Source organism: Paenibacillus sp. SAFN-117 (assembly GCF_051966115.1).
GTDB classification, from domain to species: domain Bacteria; phylum Bacillota; class Bacilli; order Paenibacillales; family NBRC-103111; genus Paenibacillus_L; species Paenibacillus_L residui.
Genome location: NZ_JBQCLK010000003.1, coordinates 91,907 through 112,157 on the forward strand (window position 1 = coordinate 91,907; position 20,251 = coordinate 112,157).

The following is a 20,251-nucleotide window of genomic DNA, read 5'->3' on the forward strand; positions in this document are numbered from 1 at the left end:
GGAAAGATTCGGATGCTACAATATTTGCAGACTACCAAGAACGGACGGCCATTGATGGCCCGGCCGATCTATAGCAAGGAGTGACGCAAGCAATGACTAATCAATTATGGAAAACCGCTGCTGCGAGTCTTCTGGCCGTTGCCGTGCTGTCGGGCTGCGCTTCGGGAACCCCCGGTGCCCTTCAATCCTCTGCCTCCCCAGAGGCCGAACAGCCTTCCGCCCCTCCCGGCAATAAGGCGGAGGAGAAGGGCAGCCAAGTAACCCCTGACCGCTTTGCCGAGATGTTTCTGCAAGGAAAATACGGGCAAATTTATAAGCAGTTCAGCGAGGAATTCAAGCAGCAGGTATCGGATAGCGAGTTCCAGGCGCTGGCTGCAGATTTTAACCAGGGGGTATCGGCCTATAAGCTTCTGTCCGAATTGCCCATGGACAATAATGTAAGATATACATGGGCAAGCGAGGACGGCAGCAAAGGCATGACCGCTGTTATTAATCCTTCAGGCACCATTCTCGGTCTGCAGATTGTTCCTCTCGAGACCTTTCCGGAGACGGACGGAAAGTATACTTCGGGCAAATACCTGTATCCTTTCTCCGGCGAGTGGTTTACTTACTGGGGGGGAACCAATGTGCTGGTCAATTATCATTACGCATACCCGGGCCAGCGATACGCCTTTGATTGGGTCATCCTTAAGGACGGCCAATCCTATGAAGGCGATCCGACCAAGAATGAAAGTTATTACGCTTTCGGTCAGCCCGTACTCGCACCGGCTGACGGCAAAATCATAAGGGTAGTGAACGATTTGGACGATAACGCCCCTGTCGGCAAGATGGACCCTGCCAATCCCGCAGGAAACCATGTCGTCATCGAGCATGCCAACGGAGAATACAGCATGCTGGCTCACTTCCAGAAGCAGTCCGTTCAAGTCCAAGTCGGAGACGAAGTTAAAGCCGGGGACTTACTGGGGCTATGCGGAAATTCGGGAAATTCCAGCGAGCCGCATATCCATTATCATGTATCCGACTCTCCGGACCTTGACCAAGGAAACTCTGTCCGCATCCAATTCATTGAAGACGGGAACGTCACGCAGGGGGACTATATCCGTGGAAGCCAAAGCGAATAAATGAATGTCTGTCGTCAGGCAGTCTCTTCTGAGGAAGAGGCTGCCTGCTCTCTCTTATGTGACTTTAAAACGACCCTCTCTAGAAGCACCAAATCCAGCATCATTGGCCCTCTAAATAAGTCATTTTGGATATTGTTTTCCATGGAGGATTCCATTAAGATGAGCGTAAAAGTCCGTCAAGGAGGCTTATATGACTGTCATAATCGAGAATGCGAATATTGTGGCCGCGGACAGAGTGATAACAGGCGGCAGTCTGACGGTCAGGGACGGAAAGATTATGCGAATCGACGAGAGGCTCCCGGACCATCTGGCAGCAGATGCGGAAAGATACGATGCCCGGGGGATGTACGTGTATCCCGGATTTGTAGATCTCCACGTTCATGGGGGCAACGGCTTCGACCTGATGGATGCCGCCCCCGAAGCCATTACCGGAATGTGCCGCTATCATGCCGCACACGGAACAACAACCCTCCTGCCGACTACGAGAACTGCATCCGTACAAGCTATTGCTGCGGCTCTGGCCGCGGCCCGCCATTATATGGAGTCGTCCGCGGAGCCGCTGCGGCAGCTTATTGCCGGTATCCATCTGGAAGGGCCTTTTCTGGCATCAGCTTATCGCGGAGCACAGAAGGAAGAGGAGCTGCTCCCTCCTTCTATGTCGTTGATGGAGGAGTGGCTGAACGTATCCGGAGGAAATATTCGTCTGGTCACAATCGCCCCTGAACTGAACGGTTCGGAGGAGGTCATCCGTTATTTGCGCCGATGCCGTGTCGTGGTATCTGCCGGCCACTCAGGCGCTACCTATGATGAGATGGCCCTGGCTGCGGAATGGGGGGTCCGGCACATCACTCACTGCTATAACGGCATGAGGGGATTTCATCACAGGGAACCCGGCATACTGGCCGCCGCTTGGCTGAATGAGGACATTTATACCGAATTGATATTCGATACTCATCATGCGCATCCTGCCGCCGCACAGACCTTGTTGAAAATGAAAGGCTTGAACCGGGTAGTGCTCGTGACGGATGCGGTCCGTCCTGCCGGATTGGCCGACGGAACATATCGAACGGAAGCCGGACATTCGCTGACGGTGCAGAACGGAATCGTCCGTCTTGCTTCGGGAAGTCTAGCAGGGAGCACGTTGACAATGAATACCGCCGTCAGAAATGTCATAGAACTGCTTGGGCTGAAGCCTTATGAAGCCGCCCGGCTGGCAAGTCTGAACCCCGCTCACATCCTCGGTCTGGATCACTGCAAAGGCTCTCTGGAGCCCGGGAAGGACGCAGACTTGGTAGTCATGAACGACCACTTTGAGGTACAGCGGGTCATGTCGCTCGGGCAGTGGCTCGACGTTTGAGTAGGGCCAGTTCAAAGTACTTAATCTGAGCAATACAAATATCCTGCAGTAATGAGGAGGCGGCCATGGAGAAGTACATGATCGGTATGGATGTGGGTGGTACGAATATCCAATGCGGATTGGTGGATTCGCAGGGACGTGTTGTCAGCCGGGTAAGATGGAAGACGGAGGCTCATCTCGGAGTATCCGGTGTGATCGAACGGATAGCCGGCGCCGTGAAAGACCTCATGGAGCAATCCGGAACCGATCCTAACCAGTTATCCGGTATCGGGGCGGGAGTTCCCGGATTTATTGACGTCGACCGAGGAGTAGTTATGTCCGCGTCGAATTTGAAGTGGAAGGATGTACCTTTGGCGGAACGGTTAGAAAATCTGACCGGGCTGCCGGTGCGGATTCATCATGACGTAAGAATGTACGTCTACGGGGAAGCGCTGCAGGGGGCCGGACGCTCCTTCCGCCACGTTCTCGGCGTTACGCTCGGAACCGGTCTGGCCGCAGCCTATATCGACGAGGGGAAAATTCTGTGCGGAAGCAGGAACGGAGCCGGCGAGCTTGGGCACATCCCGATGGATGGAGAGGAATCCCTCTGCTCCTGCGGAATGAAGGGCTGCCTTGAAACGGTAGCTTCCGCCAGAGGATTGGTAAGGCAGGTGAAAGAGGCCGTACGCAGCGGCCGCTCCAGCCGCCTATCCGAGCTTGCTCTTCAGGAGCCCGACAGGCTGACGGCAGACTGCATATCGGCCGCTTATGACGAAGGTGACGAATTAGCGGCGGAAATATACCGCCATACAGGGAAACTGCTGGGCAAAGGGCTTGCCTACGCGGTGACCTTGTATAGTCCCGACGTCATCATTATCGGCGGAGGAGTCGCGGCGGCAGGTGAACGGCTGCTTGGACCGGCCCGTGATTCGCTGCGGAAATCTGCACTTCCCAGATACTGGGAAAATTTGACGTTAGCGACCGCGCAATTAGGCGACGATGCCGGACTGATCGGCTCTGCCGCTTATGCAAGGGCGAGGCTTGCCCAAGCGTGATCCGTCTGCGGGCGCCTACCCGGGCGCAATCGCAGATTTCTTTTGCCAGACCTCAGGCCTCCCGTGCACGGCCCGCTATTTTCTCATATGTATAGAAACAGTACCGATACGGATTCCGCTCATCCGTTACACCGGGGACGGCTGATTGCAATTTCCATGCCTCCCCGTCCACCTCGGGAAAATAAGTGTCTCCCTCAAACTCATGATCAATCATCGTCAGAATCAGACGGTCGGCAATAGGAAGAAACATCCGGTATATTTCCTCTCCCCCGATAATAAATACCTCCTGCCCGGCCTCCGATTCTGCAAGCCTTAAGGCCTGCTCCGGCGAATGCGCCATTTCACATCCCTCCGCCGTATATTCCGCCTTCCGCGTCAGAACGATATTCCGGCGCCCAGACAAAGGTCTGCCCAGCGATTCATAATTTTTCCTGCCCATGATGACCGGATGCCCCATCGTCGTCTGCTTAAAAAATGCCTGGTCCCGGGGAAGCTTCCAAGGGATATCGTTGTTCAGACCGATCACCCGGTTACGATCCATCGCTGCAATCATCGTGACAATCATTCTAGCCTTCCTTTCATTAACGGAGCCTCCAAGAAATAAAAAAGAACTCAAGGCCCCGGTTCTCCGGAGCATCCTTGAGTCTGCACTTCTGGTATAGATAACCTAAGCGGGTTCCGGCCAAGAAGCCTCCAGCTTAATAGTGAACTCCTTCTTTAAGGAAAACATGCTCGTTGCCAATAAGCATTTGGATTACAAAATAAATAATCGGTGAAGCCAACAATATAACAACCAGCAAGACAACCAACCCTAATCCATTAAACGGGCTATATGATTTATCCTGTTCCAGCTTCATCGTTTCTCCCTCATTTCACTGTAATAGTCCTAAATGTATACTATCAGTCTACCTTATTGTCGGTGAAAAAGGAATATGCATCCTCTCATGCTAAGCTCTTCATCGGGAAAATTCATAACTTTGTCATAAATAACGGGCGGGAATCTTCCGGACGGATCTATTGTCTTTGCTTATGGAAAAAACAGCAGAACATACAGCCAGCAGATGAAGGCTGAGGAGAGCGACACCGCTCCGAACACCAGCACGATTTTCGATTCCTTCCAGCCATATTTCAGACTGAAATGATAATGGATAGGTGCCATCCGAAATAATCTGAGCCGGGTTCGCTTATAGTACCAAACTTGAAGGATAACGGATAGCTGCTCTGCGAAATAGACGAGAAAAAGCACTGGAATTATGATTTCCATTTTCTCGATCACCGCGAGGAAAGACAGAGAGCCCCCGATCGCTAAAGAACCGGTATCTCCCATGAATGCTTTCGCCGGGTATACATTGTACAGAAGAAGCCCGAGCAGACAGCCGACCATAATCAAGGCAAAAGCCTGCACTTCTTGCCTGTCCGATATTGCGAAGAAGAACAGATAGGTGGGAATGGAAACTACGATAAGCAAACCGTCCAAACCATCCGTGAAGTTTACCGCGTTCGCCGTCCCGACGATGAACAGCAGGATGATCACTATGTAAGCCGCCGAAGGCAGCGCGAGTTCCAGACGATCCGTTATAATAATAGAGGGATCGAGAGGGGATAGGCGGGACCATTCCCAGATCAGCCAGCCGGTCGCTATAAATTGCAGCAGCAATTTCATCTTGCCGGACAAGCCGTCCGGGTTCTGGAAGTAAGCCTTCTTGAAGTCGTCCAGAAAGCCGATTCCGCCGAAGAGAATAAAGGCAGTGGCCACTAAACGGGCTAATGGTTCGTCTTGGGTAACCAGCGTCACCCACACCCCGATAATCAGAATCAGCCCGGCCATTAACGGGGTTCCTCGCTTGGCCTGCTGTCCCGCCGGCAATTCCTTGCGGATGGGCTGCGTCAACCGCAGGCTCTTCAGCGCAACAATCAACAGCGGGGTAAGCAGCGCTACCGCAGCGAACGATAACGCGCTCATTCCAAGTACGGACATCGATCCTTCCCCTTCCTGAAGTTCAATATAAGCCCGTGAGGCTTATCTACTTATATTGTATGGAAAGCCGGAAATTTAAAAAGTGAAGCTTTAGGAGAAAAGTTTCCTATTTATGAAAAAATGCCGCCTAAGGAAGGAAATCGGCTTTGCATTGCGAATACTTTAAAAGAGTTGCAATATAACAGCGCAAGCAGCAACGCTTATCGCTAAGAGAGGCACCGGCCGATCCTTAACACAGAAATCATAGGGAGGGTTAGCCATGAATCCGACACCGGAACAACAACAGCTAATCAAAGACTATATTATTCTTGACTTCGTCCAAAGTATGCTGGAGCAGGATGAGAACACTCTCCTCGAGCTTCATTTTTCAGAATTGTACTTGAAGCCGCTGAAGGAGATTCAGCTGAAAATTCGCGAAGAATTCGTCAAGCTGAAGGCGCGTTTTGACGATGGACAGATGACGATGCCTATGGCAACCAATGACAACGTACCAGGTAAACTGACATATGAATACTATATTCAGGAAGAAGCGCACAAGGTCAGGGTACATGAGAAGGCTTTGCAAGATACGGGGAAGAAAGTAGTGGAAGAACTGCTTCGCTAGCTTCTCCGGAGGGGCGAGTGCCGCGCGGAAACACTAATAGCGGGTCTGTCTCTCTGAAGGCCCCCTGGAGGAGCGAACCAATCGTAATAACGTACTATACCAAAATTAATAGACTCGTGCAGAGGCTTAACGACAGGCTTTCCTTTAAACGGCTCTGCCCGGGGATTCCAGAAACAAGCTGCCGCGAATATAGAGCGGCAGCTTGTTTCATAGGACTCATTCGGCCAGACGGCTGAAGAGCTCTGTCACTGTCCGAACGCCCGCCTCCAGCTCTTGAAGGGCCCGTTCACTGATCCATTCGCTTTCGTTCTGCATCAATTGCAGAGCCTTATCCCCGTGCTGGAGCATTTCAGCCTGATTACCGATAGAGCCGTGATGCGCAGCCTGCCGCAGGCTGTTCCTGATCTGGGCGCTCAGCTGATGCTTCACCTCCCCTTCCCGTTCCTTATCCCGGAGGGCAGCCAGCGCCAATGACGGGCTGGTGTACTTCCACAATTCATGCTTCTTGCCTTCGATCATGGATCGCATATACAGGTTCCCGTATTCATCCTGGGCAAGACCGTCGAAATGTCCCGCCTCGTCAATCATCGTCATTTGTTTCGTAGCACCGTCGATCCGGAACAGCTTTCCTCTGGCCGTACCATAGACATCACCGTCTTTACCAACGAGCAGAGTGGCATCCCGCCATACGGTGCCGGCATAGCGTACCGGAAATAATTCCTGCTCATGGATAACCTTCTTCTCCTGGGTATCGTAGATAAAGAGCACTCCTTCATCGAATCCCCATATATTCCCATCCGGTCCGACGATCAAAGAGGTAACGGCCTGCTTGCCGGCCACCGGAGAGAGTTCCGACTCCTTCTGCCCGCTTGCAATGTCCCAGATGAACATTTTCCCTTCCTGTGCAGTTGGATCCGGAGCCCCATAAGCCCCCCAGATGGAAGTACCGCCATAGATTTTCCCATCTTTATAAGCTAAAGTTACGATGCTCTGATCCTTGACCAAATGACGATAGGTCAGCAGGTTTCCATCCTTCGGATCATAGATCGCGAAAGCCCCGCCTAATTGACCGTACTGGGGAACGGTACCGAGAAACAGCTTGCCATACTCCTCCACACCGATCATGCCAAAAGGCCGATCCTGAAGCGAATCTGCGGGAAGCTTGGCGATTTCCTGCGGATTGCCCCCTCCCCAGGGAAGAGTGGTATCGAATTGCGAGATTCTCGCCTGGGGATAAATTCCGAAGTACATCATATCTCCAATGGACGTCATTGCTTCAGCCTGGCTCATCCCCGACGTATAGGTCTCCATAATGCCGGATTCGGGATCATAGATGGCATTGCCTCCTTGCACCCCCGACACATGGATGCGACCGTCCGGTCCGCTGCCGATCGAATTGATAACGATAGGCTGGCCGGGAACATCCACAGTGGTACTCCTGATCGTCCCCGAGGAAAATTGATAAGTAAGGGCGGCATTATAGCCCATCCAGGCGGATAGCGTATAATCGGGGTTTTGAGCACTGCCCGTATTGATAATAGTCGCCGATTTCCAACTGTTAAAGCGCCCTAACCTTGCAACGGGCTCGATTAGTCCTGTAGAGAAATCATAAACGTGCAGATACGCATCCCCTGGTGCAAACATATACGCCTGTTTTCCGTCTGGGGACGGGATGACATGTGCGGATACCCCTTGAAGCCGCTGCTCGATTTGCTTGCTCCATTTATCCATCACCAGCATCGTCGAGCTTTTGTTCAACTGGATAAACAGCTTGTCGCCAATTAAATCTATACTGTTCGGGTATTCCTCGACCGCCAATTCCTCCGGCATCCAGTTCTCGGAGACACTTCCCGTTGCCGGATCGATCTCAACCAATCGATTGTTGGTCCCGGTCCCGGCGATCAGCAGACTGCGTTCCTCATCGTAGACCAGCTTACGAACATATTTTTCGCCGGCAACCGGGCTGCCCAGATCCCGGAACTCCCCTGAAGCCGGATCATATTCGAACAGCTTTCCGCCAGGATAAGTCCCGCCGAAAAATTTGCCGTCCGGGCCGTTCGCCAAGGCATAAATATGGGTTTCCCCCTGAATCGGCTTGCCGATGAACTCCAATCCTTCCGAATCCGGAACATACCGGTACACCTCCCCGGTTCCCGTTGTTCCAATGTACACGCTTCCATCCTGGGCAGTGAGGACCGTAGAGGTGCTCGTCGTGTCGGGGATATCCAGCACCTTCTCCACATCAAGCGTTAAAGCATTCAACACGGCCAACTGCGCAGGAACACCATTGACGGCGGCACTTATGTAGGGGGTCCCGTCCGTTCCGTAGAAGGGCGTTCCTCCGATGCCGACAACCCTTTTGATAGCGGTTCCCAAATTTTCGAAATGTCCGGAGCGAGCGGATTCCGCATAAGCGGTATCCGATGTCGCTCCTACTCCTCCCCATCCCATCGCTGCTATTAACGTACAAAGGACAGACCATATGATTCGTTTCTTCACTGCTTCTCCTCCGTTTCTTTATTAATATTTTTTACTGGCCCAGCCAGCTTCACATTCCGGACAGGTGTATTCGATCGCCGCAAGTTTAATCTGGAGCCTTAAGTTATTATTGTGGAGAATACCGTCTTATTCTTGTTTTTCCATCCGAGAAATACAGCCGTCCTTGGCGATCGTCCGCCAGAAACCTCGCCCCGTCCTCTGCAATAATATCGAGCTTCCTGTGATCCGGATCATACGCGAAAAAATATCGTCCTTGAATCGTGCCATACAGCCTGCCGTCTCTTCCGAACTTCAGAGACGCATCTCTCCAGATGGACTCGCGATAATCTATTTCGGGAAACAAATGGGCCATGTGGGTATATGTTTCTGTTCTTGGATTGAAGACGAACAGCCAGCCTTCGGCCATCCCCCACAATTGCCCATCCTGTCCTTCGATCAGAGCCGTAATGGCTCTAAGCTCTGGGACGGGCAGCGGAATTCCGCGCGCTTCTCCCCGCTCCGGATCAAAAACGAGCAATTCCGCCTCCTTGCGAGAAGGCATTATACCAAGTCCGCACCAAATATTCGTTCCCGCATATAACTTGTCATTAGCGTATACCAGGGCGACAATACTGAGATCAGGCAGCGGATTCCGATATACGCAGCGCTCTCCCGTCCGAGGATCATAACTGATAATGGCCCCGCCCCGCTTGCCATATCCGCATATGGTCCCGATATAGAGCTTGCCCCTTCCGACAGCCAAACCATATGGGCGATCCTGCTCTTCCGCGGATAAATCAAACAGCAGACGCGGGTTAGGTTCATCTGTGTGACGGGACAAAGTCCACTCCTTCGCCGGATCGTACTCGAACAGTTTAGCGTGAGGATACGCGCTAAAATACAAGCGGCCGTCCAGCTCAGCCGTATTTTCGGTTTGTCCCACCCCTTTATACTCCGTAAAGGTATCGGATTCCGGATCAAAGATCGACGTCCCCCCCACCAGAAACGCCCCGATATACAGCCTGCCGTCCGAAGCCGTTGCTATACTTTGAACATTGGTCGGAACCCCTTCAATCTCCAAATCGGAGATTCTCAGATTCCCGTTCTGCGGATTGTATTTGAACAATCTCGTCCGCCCCAGCCGCGATCCGACCCCAACCAATGTTTTGCCCGGAAACTGCTGCTGATCCGCCAGCTCCACAAAATCTAGTTTAAACGGCAAGATGGTTGTATCGACATCCAGCGAAACCGACCGGCCGCTGTCCAGCTCATAGCGGTACAGCTTTCCGATATACGTATAGTACACCGCCCCTGCGTATAATGGGGATACTCCCAAACTGTTGACCCCCGGCACTTCCCGCTCGAATTTTTCTGTGCATTTCCCGCTATCGTCCATGCTCAAATCATAAACAAGCAGCCGGTTGGAAGGATTTAGACGAACAAATAATTTGCCTCCTTCGATATTAAGATCATAGACAAACTCGTCGTTGTAGTACGCCTCCGGAAGCAGCTCCTTAACTTCACCCGTGCGGTGATTAAATCGTTTCAACCGGGGATGAGAGCCGATCCCGACATACGTTACCCCCGCTTCCGGCCAATGAGCAAGACTGCGAACATAGTGCTCACCCGGCTCGAAAGGCTGGGAGCCGAACAGCTTGAAGCCTTCCCCCGGGCGGTATTGATAGAATACCGCGCCGGGATAAGTGCCGCCGAACACTGCATCCTCGCCGACAGAGGTCAAGGCATATCCGAATGTCGTTTCCGGCGTGGGCCTCCCTAGCACCTCCAGCTTGCGATTCCATGGGGTATAGCGATAAACATTCCCCTGATTATGGGTTGCCACATAAATGCTCTCATCTCCCGCTTTGGTCATCGAGAAGCCTCCCATCGCACCGGGCATCGGGAGAATATGTACTAGCCGCTCCTCATTCAGATCAATCGTCCCCAGACGCGCATCTTCTCCTGCTGATCCATCCAGCGACAGGTACATAATGTCGCGGCCGTCTTCAGACTTCGTAAACACGGCGGCATGAGAGGTTGAATTGTGGATCGGGGCCCCCAAATTTTCTATCCGGCCGGCCTCTTCCGTTATTTTGATTTGTCTTTCCACAGCTGTTGCCGCATATTTTATGGTCATGGTCTCTCTCCTTCTCTCCATTGCTCCTTTTCGATAATAAGAGATGATCTATTCACCTTCACCCCTTGATCGAACCAATCATAACTCCTTTGGCGAAATGCTTCTGTAAAAACGGATATACGATCAAAATAGGTACGGTCGCCACCAATATCGCCGCCATTTGAATCGTTTCCGGCGGAGGAGGATTCTCCATCAGCATTTCTACCGCCCCCAGTGAATTTACGGGATCGTTCAAAACTACGATTTGGCGGAGTACGACCTGTATCGGCCATTTGGTGGGATCGTTCAAATATAAAATTCCGGCAAAATAGTTATTCCAATGCCCGACGGCATAGAACAGACAAAACGTAGCCAGCGCCGGCTTGGATAATGGCAGAATCAGGCGGGCGAATGTTTGCAGCTCGTTAGCTCCATCTATGAAGGCCGCCTCGTTCAATTCTTCAGGAATGTTCAGAAAAAATTGACGCATCACAATAAGGTTGAACGGCGCAATCGCCGCCGGGATAATCAATGCCCACAAGCTGTCCAGCAATCCGGTCTCCTTGACAATCAAATAGGACGGGATCATTCCCGCAGAAAACAAAATCGTAAACAAAACCAGAAACAGGATAAAGGATTGTCCGACCAATCTCCGGGTCAGGCCGTAAGCCATGGCGGAAGTAAACAGCAGATTAAATGCGGTACCCGTCACCGTGACGAAGACCGTCACTCCCAAAGAACGGATAAACGAGCTGGAGCCAAAAATATACTGATAGGCATCCAGCACCCATTCCTTCGGCCAGAGCAGCAAGTCGCTTGAAATATACTCTTTCATACTCGAGAACGAGACGGAAAAAATATACAAGAAGGGCAGGAGCATCACCAGACCGATAATCCCCAGCAGCACAATGTTAATCCCGTCTATTAATCGGTCTGACCAGGAACGATGCAGCATGAGTAGCGTCTCCTTTATTTACAATTTACCGCTGCTGTGCAGGTTGCACCAGGAAGGCCGGGAGTCGGTCAGTATATTCCTTCCTCGCCGAACCGTTTGGCCAGCCAGTTGGCCGCCACGACCAACACCAGACCAATAACTCCTTTAAACAAGCCTACAGCGGTTGCAAAGCTGTAATCGGATTGATGAATTCCTTTAAAATAAACGTAAGTGTCCAGTACGTTGCCAATCTCCATATTGAAGGAGTTGAGCATCAGAAAGATTTGTTCAAATCCGCTGTCCAGCACATTGCCGAGACGCAGGATGAGCAGAATAACGATCGTGCTCCGGATTCCGGGCAGCGTAATATGCCATAATTGCCGCCAGCGGTTTGCCCCGTCCATCACGGCCGCTTCATACAAATTCGGATTAATGCCCGATAAGGCGGCAAGAAAAATAATTGTTCCCCAGCCCGCTTCTTTCCAGATAACCTGAATAATAATGAGTGGCCGGAAATAAATCGGATCGGTCAGAAAATCAATCGGGCCTATGCCAAGCTTGAGAGTCAAAAACGTATTGATCAGACCGCTGCCGCGCAGGAAAATAATAAAAATCCCGACAACAATGACCCAAGATAAAAAATGCGGCAAATAAATAATCGATTGCACAATTCTTTTGTAGGCCCCATTGCGAATTTCATTCAGCATAAGTGCCAAGATAATCGGCGCCGGAAAGGCAAAAGCGATCTGCAAAAACGAAAGCACGAGCGTATTCCACAGAACCCGGACCACTTCGGCATCCTCAAATATTTTGGCAAAGTGTTTGAAGCCGACCCAGGGGCTCTCCGTAAATCCGAGGAACGGGCTAAAATCCTGGAAGGCTATGACCGAGCCCAGCATAGGAACGTAACGATAAACAAGAAAATAAAGCAGTCCGGGCAAAATAAGCAGGTATCCATATCTCTTGCGCCATATTAGTTGCCATATACGGGGCTTCTGCGGTGCAGAAACCCCTGAATTAAGAGAATACTCATTCGTTCTCATTCCATTCCTCCATCAACAGGCAGGTCAATCCCATGCTTCCTTAGGATCTTGGATGGTAATCCCGGCGTTCACTTCCTCAATCCACTTGTCCCCGCCCTTTTTCATAAACTCGTCGACCATCTTATCCCAGTCACTGACCGGACGTTGACCGGCAATCATTTTCGATTGCTCATCGATCAGAAATTGGGTCAATTCATTCCCCTTCTCCAGATAAGTCGGTGACGGTGCGGCATAATGCGGAGAACCGTAAAATTTGCTCTCACCATGCACCTTAAGCATATCCTGGACGACGGCATCGAGAATTGGATTGCTGTACTTATAAACCTTATCCGAATCTTTCTCCGGCCACGGAACGTCATCCAACAAATAAGAGGTAGGACGCAATCCGTCCTTCAAGGCGTTTTCCTTCGCTACAGGCTTCCCGTCCACCATGTCATAGGCTTTGCCTTCCCCTCCCATCAAGAAATCGAAATCGGGGTTATCCGGATTCATCCGGTCTTCCGGAATCACCGTTCTGGCCAGCTCGGTCATTTCCAATATGCGCCGAACCTTCTCCTCGTCCTTGCCGGCTTCCGCCGAAATCGTCATGAATCCTACGAAGCCGCTGCTGGAGGTGAGTCCTTGGGATCCGTCCGGAGCGACGGCCGGAGCCATAAATGTGAATTCCGCATTGGGATCCAGCTGTACCAGGCTATCGGCGTTCGCATTGATCATTCCGCGGGGAGTGCCGATGAAGATGCCCGCTCTGCCGGAATAAAACTCTTTATTGGTTGCATTCCAATCCAGACTGGCAAAGTCGCGAGTGACGGCGTTTTCTTCATACAAATCGGCAAACCACTCGATCATTTCTTTGCGCGCTTCGGAGATCCATCCCGGAATGAATTGGCCCTTATCGTTTTTATGATACCAGGCGTTGGGATCCCAATAGGCTCCCAGGTTATAATTGGGGTTAATGTTCTGGCCGAGGGCTATGCCGTATGTATCGTTCTTGCCGTTGCCATCCGGATCCCCCTTCGTGAATGCGATGGCGACCTGCTTCAATTCTTCATAGTTGGTCGGAACCTCCAGCCCCAGATTATCCAGCCAATCCTTGCGGATCATCGGTAAAAAACCGAATCGCGGATAATACTTGGGAATCGCGTAGATTTTTCCGTCCACTCTGAATTGATCCCATATAAAATCAGGAACGAGAGCCAGCGACGGATAGTCGTCAATATAATCATCCAATGCGAGAAAAGCATTCTGCCGGGCAAATTTAGGATACCGGTTCGATATATCCGGCGCCTCGAAAGCAACTACATCCGGGATGGTTCCGGATGCCAGGACTGCGCTCAGCTTCTCACTGTAGCTGCCGACGGGCACCTGATTAACCTGGTAATCGACATTAAATCTCTCGTTAATCATTTGCAGGCCCGGGCTGTCATTAGGCGGCAATTCCCCGTAACCGAACTTCATGGCCGTAATTTTTATTTGACGGTCCTTGTCTGATTCTTCCGGTTCCTTGGCGGAATCCCCGGGTTCTGTCTTTGTCCCCCCGGACGAACAGGCTACCGTCAGCGTTACTGCGGCCGTAAAGATTAAAGCATGCTTTTTGAATCTCACAATAAACCCCTCCCCGTAAAAATGAATAACAATCACATTTGGCCTCAAAAGGAAAAATAACAAACACTATAATTCTGATACGTATCTGGTTGAATTATAACGAGTCAATTAAAGCGCTGTCAATATTGAATATTGAAAAATTTGTTATCCACAATAAGCTGGAAGTCGGGATAAATCCAACCTTGCAGTTGAAACGACTTGGAAGTCGCTCCCGTTATAATTGGATTGAAAAGCGATTTGAAAGGGGCTATACTAGAAATTGCAGAGGATATTTTGAATAATATAGATAAACAACCAGATTTGTATCAGTTTGAGGTCGGTTCGGGAGGTTGCTAAATGAGTCGTAAAACCAAACAATCGGTGCTTCGTTCCAAGTTGGAAGAGATGATGGCAAGCATCCGGGACAGCATCCGGAGCGGAGCATTTAAGAACGGTCAGTTTCTGCCCTCGGAGCTTGAGCTGGCAGAGCAGTATAACCTCAGCAAGCATTCCGTCCGGAAAGGATTGGATATTCTCGTGACGGAAGGATATGTGCAGAAAATACCGCGCATCGGTAATAAAGTGCTTAACCCGGATTATACCTCGAATACTACTATCCGTTTCGGCTATTACCCATCGATGCATAAACAGGCGGAATTGAGTACATTGATAGATTATTTTCATGAACGGCATCCGGGGATCCAGGTGGAGCTCATTCCAATCCCCTTCCATTTCGACGATTTGCAGCTTATGAAGCATTACCTTCAATCCGGATTGATTGATGTTGCTATGTTTAACAATCAATCCTTCTCCGAATTCCATGAGAGAGATGGCAGCTTTGCGCTGCTGGAGCCGTTGCAGCCGCCGGAAGATACGTATCCGTTCCTTCTTCCCGCTTTTCAAGACGGCAAACGGCTGCGTGCAGTTCCTTTCGTCTTCTCTCCGGTCATTCTTTGCTATAACAAAGATCACTTCGAAGAATTTGACCTCCCTGAACCCGACAGCAGCTGGACCTGGAATGAGCTTATGGATGTGGCTCACCAGATCACCAACCGCAGTAATCGGGTAGGGTTTTATTATCATGCGTTATCGGACAACCGCTGGCCGATCTTCCTTCTTCAGAGCGGACAATGGATTCGCCCGGAAGATACCGGGCCTGTTTCCTTCCGCCATCCGGATGTGCGGGAGGCCATACAGATGAGCAGGGATATCATCAGCCACCAAGGCTTGTCTTCCTTTCTCTCACAGAGTGATCTGGAGGCGGACGATTTGTTCCGTCAGGGCAAAGTATCCATGGTGATGACCACCTATTTCGTCCTGAACGAATTCCGCAATGCATCGTTTCGCTTTGACATTGCGCCTCTTCCGCAGTTGAAAACTTCCAAGACGCTCAACCTGGTGATCGGACTGGCCGTTTCTGCCAAATCGGCCAATAAGGAAGCAGCGAAGACGCTGGTACATTACCTGACCTCCCAAGAAGCGCAAACCGTTATACGCCATCGGACTTTAAGCATCCCGGCGATGAAGAGGGCGGCTGAACGCACGGGCCGCACCGACATCCGGGATGCAGTGGCCGGCCGGGGGAAACGTTCGCCAAGCCCTGCAGCACAAGGAGCCCGCATGGTACAACCGCATGAAGCGGCTGAGCCTTCCCGATTTCAGCTGTATCGGGAAATCATTCCCAGCTTTAAGATGCATTCCGAGCTTGGGTTATCCGGACCGCTGCTGAAGCAAATTCGCGAGGAACTGAAATTATATTGGTCTCAAGTGACCGATTTGGATACTTGCTGCCGACATCTGGAGAAGCTGCTTTCCGAGCAGCCGGTTGTTAACGCCTAGCCTAACAAAGCACTTTTGATGACTGCTTTTTAGGCTAGGCAGTCTAATAGTGGTAAACAGGAGGGATTCTATCGTTAATCCTTCCGATATGAGGTATTTGCGTTCTCCCATGTAAAGCTCATTCGTTTATCCTTGAATGGATGGTGGACAACATGCCGGCCCGGATCGATTCGATCCGGCCGATGATTTGTGCACATTCCCTTCCGTATTGTTCCTTCAGCTTCTCCTCCTGCAGGCCGGGAAGGTTGATGGCAACTGTAATCCATGCGGAGCGGGCAGCCGCCTCCAGAAGATAGACGGCTATTCCAAGATCGGATAATACCCTGCGGTTCGCGTTCCCGGCTATCCCTTCCATTGTTTCCATGGAAGCCAGACATCTTCGCATCAGCCTGACAGGAACCTCGGTGGCCAGTACCGAGGCGGAGGCCAATGCAGCCTGTTTGGCTTGCTTGTGCTCCTCGGTTTGTCCTGACATTCGGGCGGCGGACATATAAGTTTCGAACGAGTGAACATCCTCCTCTAGAAGGCTTTCGAATTGATCGATATCCGCTTTCATCCGGATGATCATGTGCTCCATTTCTTCCGAATGGGAGGCAAATTTAGGCCCCTGGCTAAAGTGGGCAACCATCGAGCCCATGGCCGCTCCCAGCGCAGCAACCAGAGCCGCGACGCTCCCTCCACCCGGAGTCGGTGTACGGGATGAAGCCGCTTGGACGAAGGAGCGAACGGATTGATCCATCAAGCTCATTTCTATACTCCCCCCTTTCTTATAAAATTCTGCTGCTTCTTACCATGCTGCAGTTCGAAGGCTTTTATAACATTTTCAAATAGAATGGCCGTTGTCAGCGTTCCTACCCCTCCCGGAACCGGCGATAACGCCTGCAAGCGAAGAATCGCCCCGGAGTCCACGTCCCCCTTCAACTCCCCGCTGTCTGTTTCATTAATTCCCGCATCTATCGCGACCAGATCGGGATGGACCATAGACTTCGTTATTAATCCTTGACGCCCCGCAGCGGCAAATACAAAATCCGCCTGGCGAAGCGGGACGGACAGATCGGGAGTATACGAATGGCACACGGTCACGGTGGCATTCTTCCGCAGCAGCAAATGAAGGAGCGGCATTCCTACGGTCTCCCCGCGCCCCACCACGACAGCATGTCTTCCCTTTAGCTCATAGCCGTAATCTTCCAGAAGCCGGACACAGGATAACGGTGTAGCCGGATATAGTCCTGGGGCTCCGGTTTGATTAGCCAGCCGGTTGGAAGAGGTCAATCCGTCCACGTCCTTCCATGGCGAAATCGCCTCGATTATCGCTTTGGAGGACAAGTGCCGTGGGAGAGGGAGCTCTAACAGAATTCCGTGAACCCCATCGTCCCTATTTAACGTATCAATGATTCCCATCAGTTCTTGTTCCGTTACTCCGGATGGGAGGCGTATCCATTCGAACGCTATACCAAGCCGGGAAGCCCACCGCTGTTTAGCCTTCGCATAGGCCAGGGAAGCCGGGTCCCCTTCCACCAGAATAACGGCCAGCTTTACTTCTATCCCCCGCTGCTCCCTCACTCTTCCTGCCTGTTCAGCAACTGCCTTTCGGATGCGATCCGCTGCCTCTTGCCCGGTTAACCAAATTCCCATAGCTTGCTGCTCCTCCTTCATTAACAAAAAAAAGTATTTGACCCCGATTAGGGATCAAATACTTTGCCCAGGCGAACGGCTATAACGTCATATGTGCTTCCTCGTGGTTCACCACGTGCGCCAGTTACACATACCAAATATTAACTAATATTATATTCTGAAATTTCCTGCAATACAAGCAATTTTTTGTTCAGAACAGCCCCACACCAACATTTCGGAACCAAGACGCCTTGTCAGGAGGAGTGCCACGGCCATTATGACAAGAAACGGCGCAATACGTTATCACTAATTCGGACCACATTATTATCGTAATTATTCCAGGCTATACTGCCCGCCCAGTTAATGGAACCAACGGAGAAAACCGCACCGCCGCCGGCAATATCAAAATAGGTCATATCGGCACGCACGAGCGGGCTTTCAAGCCCCCCTTGCCCCGGCGCTGTGAACAGCAAATCTTCATGGACTACTTGATAGTAATCGTCCAGACCGGTCGAGGTCGCCAATCGCAGCGCATGTTTGGGCGTACCTAATTCATGGTCGAAGCGGTCAATTTCATCCCCTACCGCTCCGCCCATAACGAGACCGAAATCGCCGATGATTTCATCCTCCCCGATCCCTTCGAATATAAACGCCGCCGCCGGATCATGACTGTCCGGAAGCCGCTTGTATCCGCAGCCGTTAATACCGCCCAGCGCAGAAAAACCAACTCCGACGATGCTCTGCGGCACAAAACCGTAATGCCGCCATAAGCCCCCGGGCTCGCCGGTTGTACTATGATAGATTTGCCCCGGCGGTGTATCAGACGATCTTGTACCGGCATTGCCACGCCGTACTTCAAGCAAGTAAGAACGGTCTGCATCCAGACTGGTTACCCAATAAAACCCGTTCCCGCCCAAATACATCAGCCGACCGCCGGCAGCCAAATATTGCTTTAGCGCAATAAGCATCGGACGCGTCCAATATTCGGGGTGGCTGCCCGTAATAATCACTTTATAAGATGCCAGAAGCTCCTGCCCTTCCCGATGCAAATCTTCATCCGTAATGACATCATAAGGCTGCTTCCGCCTTTCCAGCCAACCGGTTATATATAAATCCGCTGAAAAATGCCTTACTGCACGCCAATTGCGGTAATGAGGCCGTATATTCAAAATCGGACGCAAGCGGGAGCTGTACTGTACACCACTGCCGTCATTATGCAAGTCATAGATCGATTTGCCCAACTCCGGATGCTCGGACAGAAACCGGTCCTGCTCCGGAAGCACATAATCGTCTCCCATATAAGCTTGAGCCTGCTCATACAGTCGTTCGTTCGCATAAGCCAGATACGTATTAGTTGGGGCCAAATAGACGACCTCTGCTTTGGCAGTCTGTCTGCCCGGACGTACAAACAATGGCACATAATCGACGCTGGCTTCCGTCTCCAAACGAAAAGCGTAGACTCCGCTCCGCAGTTCGTCCGGCACTTTCCAGACAAAATCGGCATCCCAGCCCGCATCGCATAAATCGTCGTCATGAAAATGAACAGCGGCATACTGGTCGGGAGCCTCTTTAAAGCTCGCATATTCACCTGTCCAATTATGACTTGTCACCGCTCGTGCCGGCGCTTGATATAACCGGCCGTCATTTTGTCCGCCCGAACAGTCGATTAGGCGGCTGGACGAAATAAATTGACTGAAATCATAGCATGCCGCACATTCTGCTCTCATACTTGCCGAAAGTTCCGATGCTGAATACAGCTTTTCGAGCTGTTCATCATCCAGAGCAGTACGAAAAAAACGCGGGTTTTCCAGCTTGCCGTTATAATAATGCTGTCTCCTGCCCTCCTGATATTGAGCGGCCAGCACGACTGCACCCGTTAACAAATTTGAGAAATCCAATGCTGCTTTTCGTTTAATAAACTGCCTATCCCGTTCGGGCATCCATTGATCCTGATGATCAATCAACAGTGCCGCTTCTCCTGATTCGGCCGAATAACGTACAGCGATAAAATACCACGATTTCGCCATAAGAGGCCGCTCCGTACGAACAACCGCCGACTGCCCCGCACAGTCTGTAAGCAACAGCGCGAGTTGACCATCTTGCTCAAGGACAAGCCGTCCTCCGGCCGTGCCGTTCGTCGCCGACACGGACCAGAGCGTCTGCGGATGTACCGCCCCTGTCGTCAAAGTCGGCCAAGCCCATAGTTGAACCGTGAATTCTCCGCCCTGCATCCAATCGGAGGGAACCGGCAATTCGCCATAGGAACCTGCCTCGATTTCCTGTACGCGCCCCGGATAGACTCGATTGCACTCGGCTTGCACAGTCTCCACGGGCAAATCATCGCTCTCCGCATCCATCAGCCCGCCGCATAGACGAACGACGTTCACCTTATAGCTTTTGCTTGTCGTACTGACCATAACCTTGACCTGTTCCCCCGGCATTACACTGAACTGATCCGCGTACCCGGTAATGTTAAGCGCTTCCTGTTTCATTGTATCTCCTCCTATTTTGTAAGACTCGATTACAACATGGAAAGAACAACAGTCTGAAGC

The 20,251-nt window shown here is 51.4% G+C and carries 16 protein-coding genes and 1 riboswitch; of the genes, 5 read left to right on the forward strand and 11 right to left on the reverse strand.

Annotated features, from left to right (window positions below):
- Positions 1–92 precede the first annotated feature (92 nt).
- From ACTHRH_RS03400 to ACTHRH_RS03410, 3 genes are all read left to right on the forward strand, one after another.
- Positions 93–1,121, forward strand: coding sequence for a M23 family metallopeptidase (locus tag ACTHRH_RS03400; RefSeq protein WP_440414104.1), 1,029 nt, complete (start codon positions 93–95; stop codon positions 1,119–1,121).
- 190 nt (positions 1,122–1,311) lie between these two features.
- The gene (nagA, locus tag ACTHRH_RS03405; protein WP_440414106.1) at positions 1,312–2,478 is read left to right on the forward strand and encodes an N-acetylglucosamine-6-phosphate deacetylase; all 1,167 of its coding nucleotides are present in this window, start codon (positions 1,312–1,314) and stop codon (positions 2,476–2,478) included.
- 65 nt (positions 2,479–2,543) lie between these two features.
- Positions 2,544–3,512, forward strand: coding sequence for an ROK family protein (locus tag ACTHRH_RS03410; protein WP_440414108.1), 969 nt, complete (start codon positions 2,544–2,546; stop codon positions 3,510–3,512).
- 52 nt (positions 3,513–3,564) lie between these two features.
- On the opposite strand, the gene ACTHRH_RS03415 is transcribed toward ACTHRH_RS03410, so the two are convergent.
- From ACTHRH_RS03415 to mraY, 3 genes are all read right to left on the reverse strand, one after another.
- Positions 3,565–4,077 carry a dihydrofolate reductase gene (locus ACTHRH_RS03415; protein WP_440414110.1) on the reverse strand — a complete coding sequence of 171 codons (513 nt, stop codon included), beginning with the start codon at positions 4,075–4,077 and terminating at the stop codon, positions 3,565–3,567.
- 133 nt (positions 4,078–4,210) lie between these two features.
- Positions 4,211–4,369 carry a hypothetical protein gene (locus ACTHRH_RS03420; protein ID WP_440414112.1) on the reverse strand — a complete coding sequence of 53 codons (159 nt, stop codon included), beginning with the start codon at positions 4,367–4,369 and terminating at the stop codon, positions 4,211–4,213.
- A gap of 170 nt (positions 4,370–4,539) precedes the next feature.
- Positions 4,540–5,490: a phospho-N-acetylmuramoyl-pentapeptide-transferase gene (gene mraY / locus ACTHRH_RS03425; RefSeq protein ID WP_440414114.1), complete on the reverse strand. Its 951-nt coding sequence runs from the start codon at positions 5,488–5,490 to the stop codon at positions 4,540–4,542.
- Between the two features lie 259 nt (positions 5,491–5,749).
- Between mraY and ACTHRH_RS03430 the strand changes: the two genes are divergently transcribed.
- Positions 5,750–6,094: a hypothetical protein gene (locus ACTHRH_RS03430; protein ID WP_144933007.1), complete on the forward strand. Its 345-nt coding sequence runs from the start codon at positions 5,750–5,752 to the stop codon at positions 6,092–6,094.
- A gap of 216 nt (positions 6,095–6,310) precedes the next feature.
- On the opposite strand, the gene ACTHRH_RS03435 is transcribed toward ACTHRH_RS03430, so the two are convergent.
- The 5 genes from ACTHRH_RS03435 to ACTHRH_RS03455 all read right to left on the reverse strand — a co-directional run bounded on the left by ACTHRH_RS03435 (position 6,311) and on the right by ACTHRH_RS03455 (position 14,267).
- Positions 6,311–8,593, reverse strand: a complete 2,283-nt coding sequence (locus ACTHRH_RS03435; protein ID WP_440414117.1) for an FIMAH domain-containing protein — start codon at positions 8,591–8,593, stop codon at positions 6,311–6,313.
- 106 nt (positions 8,594–8,699) lie between these two features.
- A complete protein-coding gene (locus tag ACTHRH_RS03440; RefSeq protein ID WP_440414119.1) occupies positions 8,700–10,709 on the reverse strand; it encodes a hypothetical protein in 2,010 nt (669 codons plus the stop codon).
- Between the two features lie 58 nt (positions 10,710–10,767).
- Complete coding sequence (locus ACTHRH_RS03445) at positions 10,768–11,643, reverse strand: carbohydrate ABC transporter permease (RefSeq protein ID WP_379286565.1); 876 nt, start codon at positions 11,641–11,643, stop codon at positions 10,768–10,770.
- Between the two features lie 68 nt (positions 11,644–11,711).
- On the reverse strand, positions 11,712–12,665 hold the full coding sequence (locus tag ACTHRH_RS03450; RefSeq protein WP_144932999.1) for an ABC transporter permease: 954 nt from the start codon (positions 12,663–12,665) through the stop codon (positions 11,712–11,714).
- A 24-nt stretch (positions 12,666–12,689) separates the two neighbouring features.
- Positions 12,690–14,267 (reverse strand): extracellular solute-binding protein, encoded by a 1,578-nt coding sequence (locus ACTHRH_RS03455; protein WP_440414122.1) that lies wholly within the window; start codon positions 14,265–14,267, stop codon positions 12,690–12,692.
- 336 nt (positions 14,268–14,603) lie between these two features.
- On the opposite strand from ACTHRH_RS03455, the gene ACTHRH_RS03460 reads away from it, so the two are divergent.
- Positions 14,604–16,085, forward strand: a complete 1,482-nt coding sequence (locus tag ACTHRH_RS03460; protein WP_379286569.1) for an extracellular solute-binding protein — start codon at positions 14,604–14,606, stop codon at positions 16,083–16,085.
- A 118-nt stretch (positions 16,086–16,203) separates the two neighbouring features.
- Here ACTHRH_RS03460 and ACTHRH_RS03465 read toward each other — a convergent pair whose 3' ends face one another.
- From ACTHRH_RS03465 to ACTHRH_RS03475, 3 genes are all read right to left on the reverse strand, one after another.
- A complete protein-coding gene (locus tag ACTHRH_RS03465) occupies positions 16,204–16,833 on the reverse strand; it encodes a cyclodeaminase/cyclohydrolase family protein (protein WP_144932995.1) in 630 nt (209 codons plus the stop codon).
- Between the two features lie 2 nt (positions 16,834–16,835).
- Positions 16,836–17,720 (reverse strand): bifunctional 5,10-methylenetetrahydrofolate dehydrogenase/5,10-methenyltetrahydrofolate cyclohydrolase, encoded by an 885-nt coding sequence (locus ACTHRH_RS03470; RefSeq protein ID WP_144932993.1) that lies wholly within the window; start codon positions 17,718–17,720, stop codon positions 16,836–16,838.
- 58 nt (positions 17,721–17,778) lie between these two features.
- Positions 17,779–17,858, reverse strand: a riboswitch (ZMP/ZTP riboswitch).
- A gap of 116 nt (positions 17,859–17,974) precedes the next feature.
- Positions 17,975–20,191 carry a N,N-dimethylformamidase beta subunit family domain-containing protein gene (locus ACTHRH_RS03475; protein ID WP_440414125.1) on the reverse strand — a complete coding sequence of 739 codons (2,217 nt, stop codon included), beginning with the start codon at positions 20,189–20,191 and terminating at the stop codon, positions 17,975–17,977.
- Positions 20,192–20,251: the final 60 nt, after the last annotated feature.

Excerpts from the sequence above, each read along its gene's own strand:
- ACTHRH_RS03440 (WP_440414119.1), bottom strand. The coding sequence starts at position 10,709 with ATGACCATAAAATATGCGGCAACAGCTGTGGAAAGACAAATCAAAATA.
- ACTHRH_RS03470 (WP_144932993.1), bottom strand. The coding sequence starts at position 17,720 with ATGGGAATTTGGTTAACCGGGCAAGAGGCAGCGGATCGCATCCGAAAG.
- ACTHRH_RS03445 (WP_379286565.1), bottom strand. The coding sequence starts at position 11,643 with ATGCTGCATCGTTCCTGGTCAGACCGATTAATAGACGGGATTAACATT.
- ACTHRH_RS03400 (WP_440414104.1), top strand. The coding sequence starts at position 93 with ATGACTAATCAATTATGGAAAACCGCTGCTGCGAGTCTTCTGGCCGTT.
- ACTHRH_RS03475 (WP_440414125.1), bottom strand. The coding sequence starts at position 20,191 with ATGAAACAGGAAGCGCTTAACATTACCGGGTACGCGGATCAGTTCAGT.
- mraY (WP_440414114.1), bottom strand. The coding sequence starts at position 5,490 with ATGTCCGTACTTGGAATGAGCGCGTTATCGTTCGCTGCGGTAGCGCTG.
- ACTHRH_RS03430 (WP_144933007.1), top strand. The coding sequence starts at position 5,750 with ATGAATCCGACACCGGAACAACAACAGCTAATCAAAGACTATATTATT.
- nagA (WP_440414106.1), top strand. The coding sequence starts at position 1,312 with ATGACTGTCATAATCGAGAATGCGAATATTGTGGCCGCGGACAGAGTG.
- ACTHRH_RS03410 (WP_440414108.1), top strand. The coding sequence starts at position 2,544 with ATGGAGAAGTACATGATCGGTATGGATGTGGGTGGTACGAATATCCAA.
- ACTHRH_RS03460 (WP_379286569.1), top strand. The coding sequence starts at position 14,604 with ATGAGTCGTAAAACCAAACAATCGGTGCTTCGTTCCAAGTTGGAAGAG.
- ACTHRH_RS03450 (WP_144932999.1), bottom strand. The coding sequence starts at position 12,665 with ATGAGAACGAATGAGTATTCTCTTAATTCAGGGGTTTCTGCACCGCAG.
- ACTHRH_RS03465 (WP_144932995.1), bottom strand. The coding sequence starts at position 16,833 with ATGAGCTTGATGGATCAATCCGTTCGCTCCTTCGTCCAAGCGGCTTCA.
- ACTHRH_RS03420 (WP_440414112.1), bottom strand. The coding sequence starts at position 4,369 with ATGAAGCTGGAACAGGATAAATCATATAGCCCGTTTAATGGATTAGGG.
- ACTHRH_RS03415 (WP_440414110.1), bottom strand. The coding sequence starts at position 4,077 with ATGATTGTCACGATGATTGCAGCGATGGATCGTAACCGGGTGATCGGT.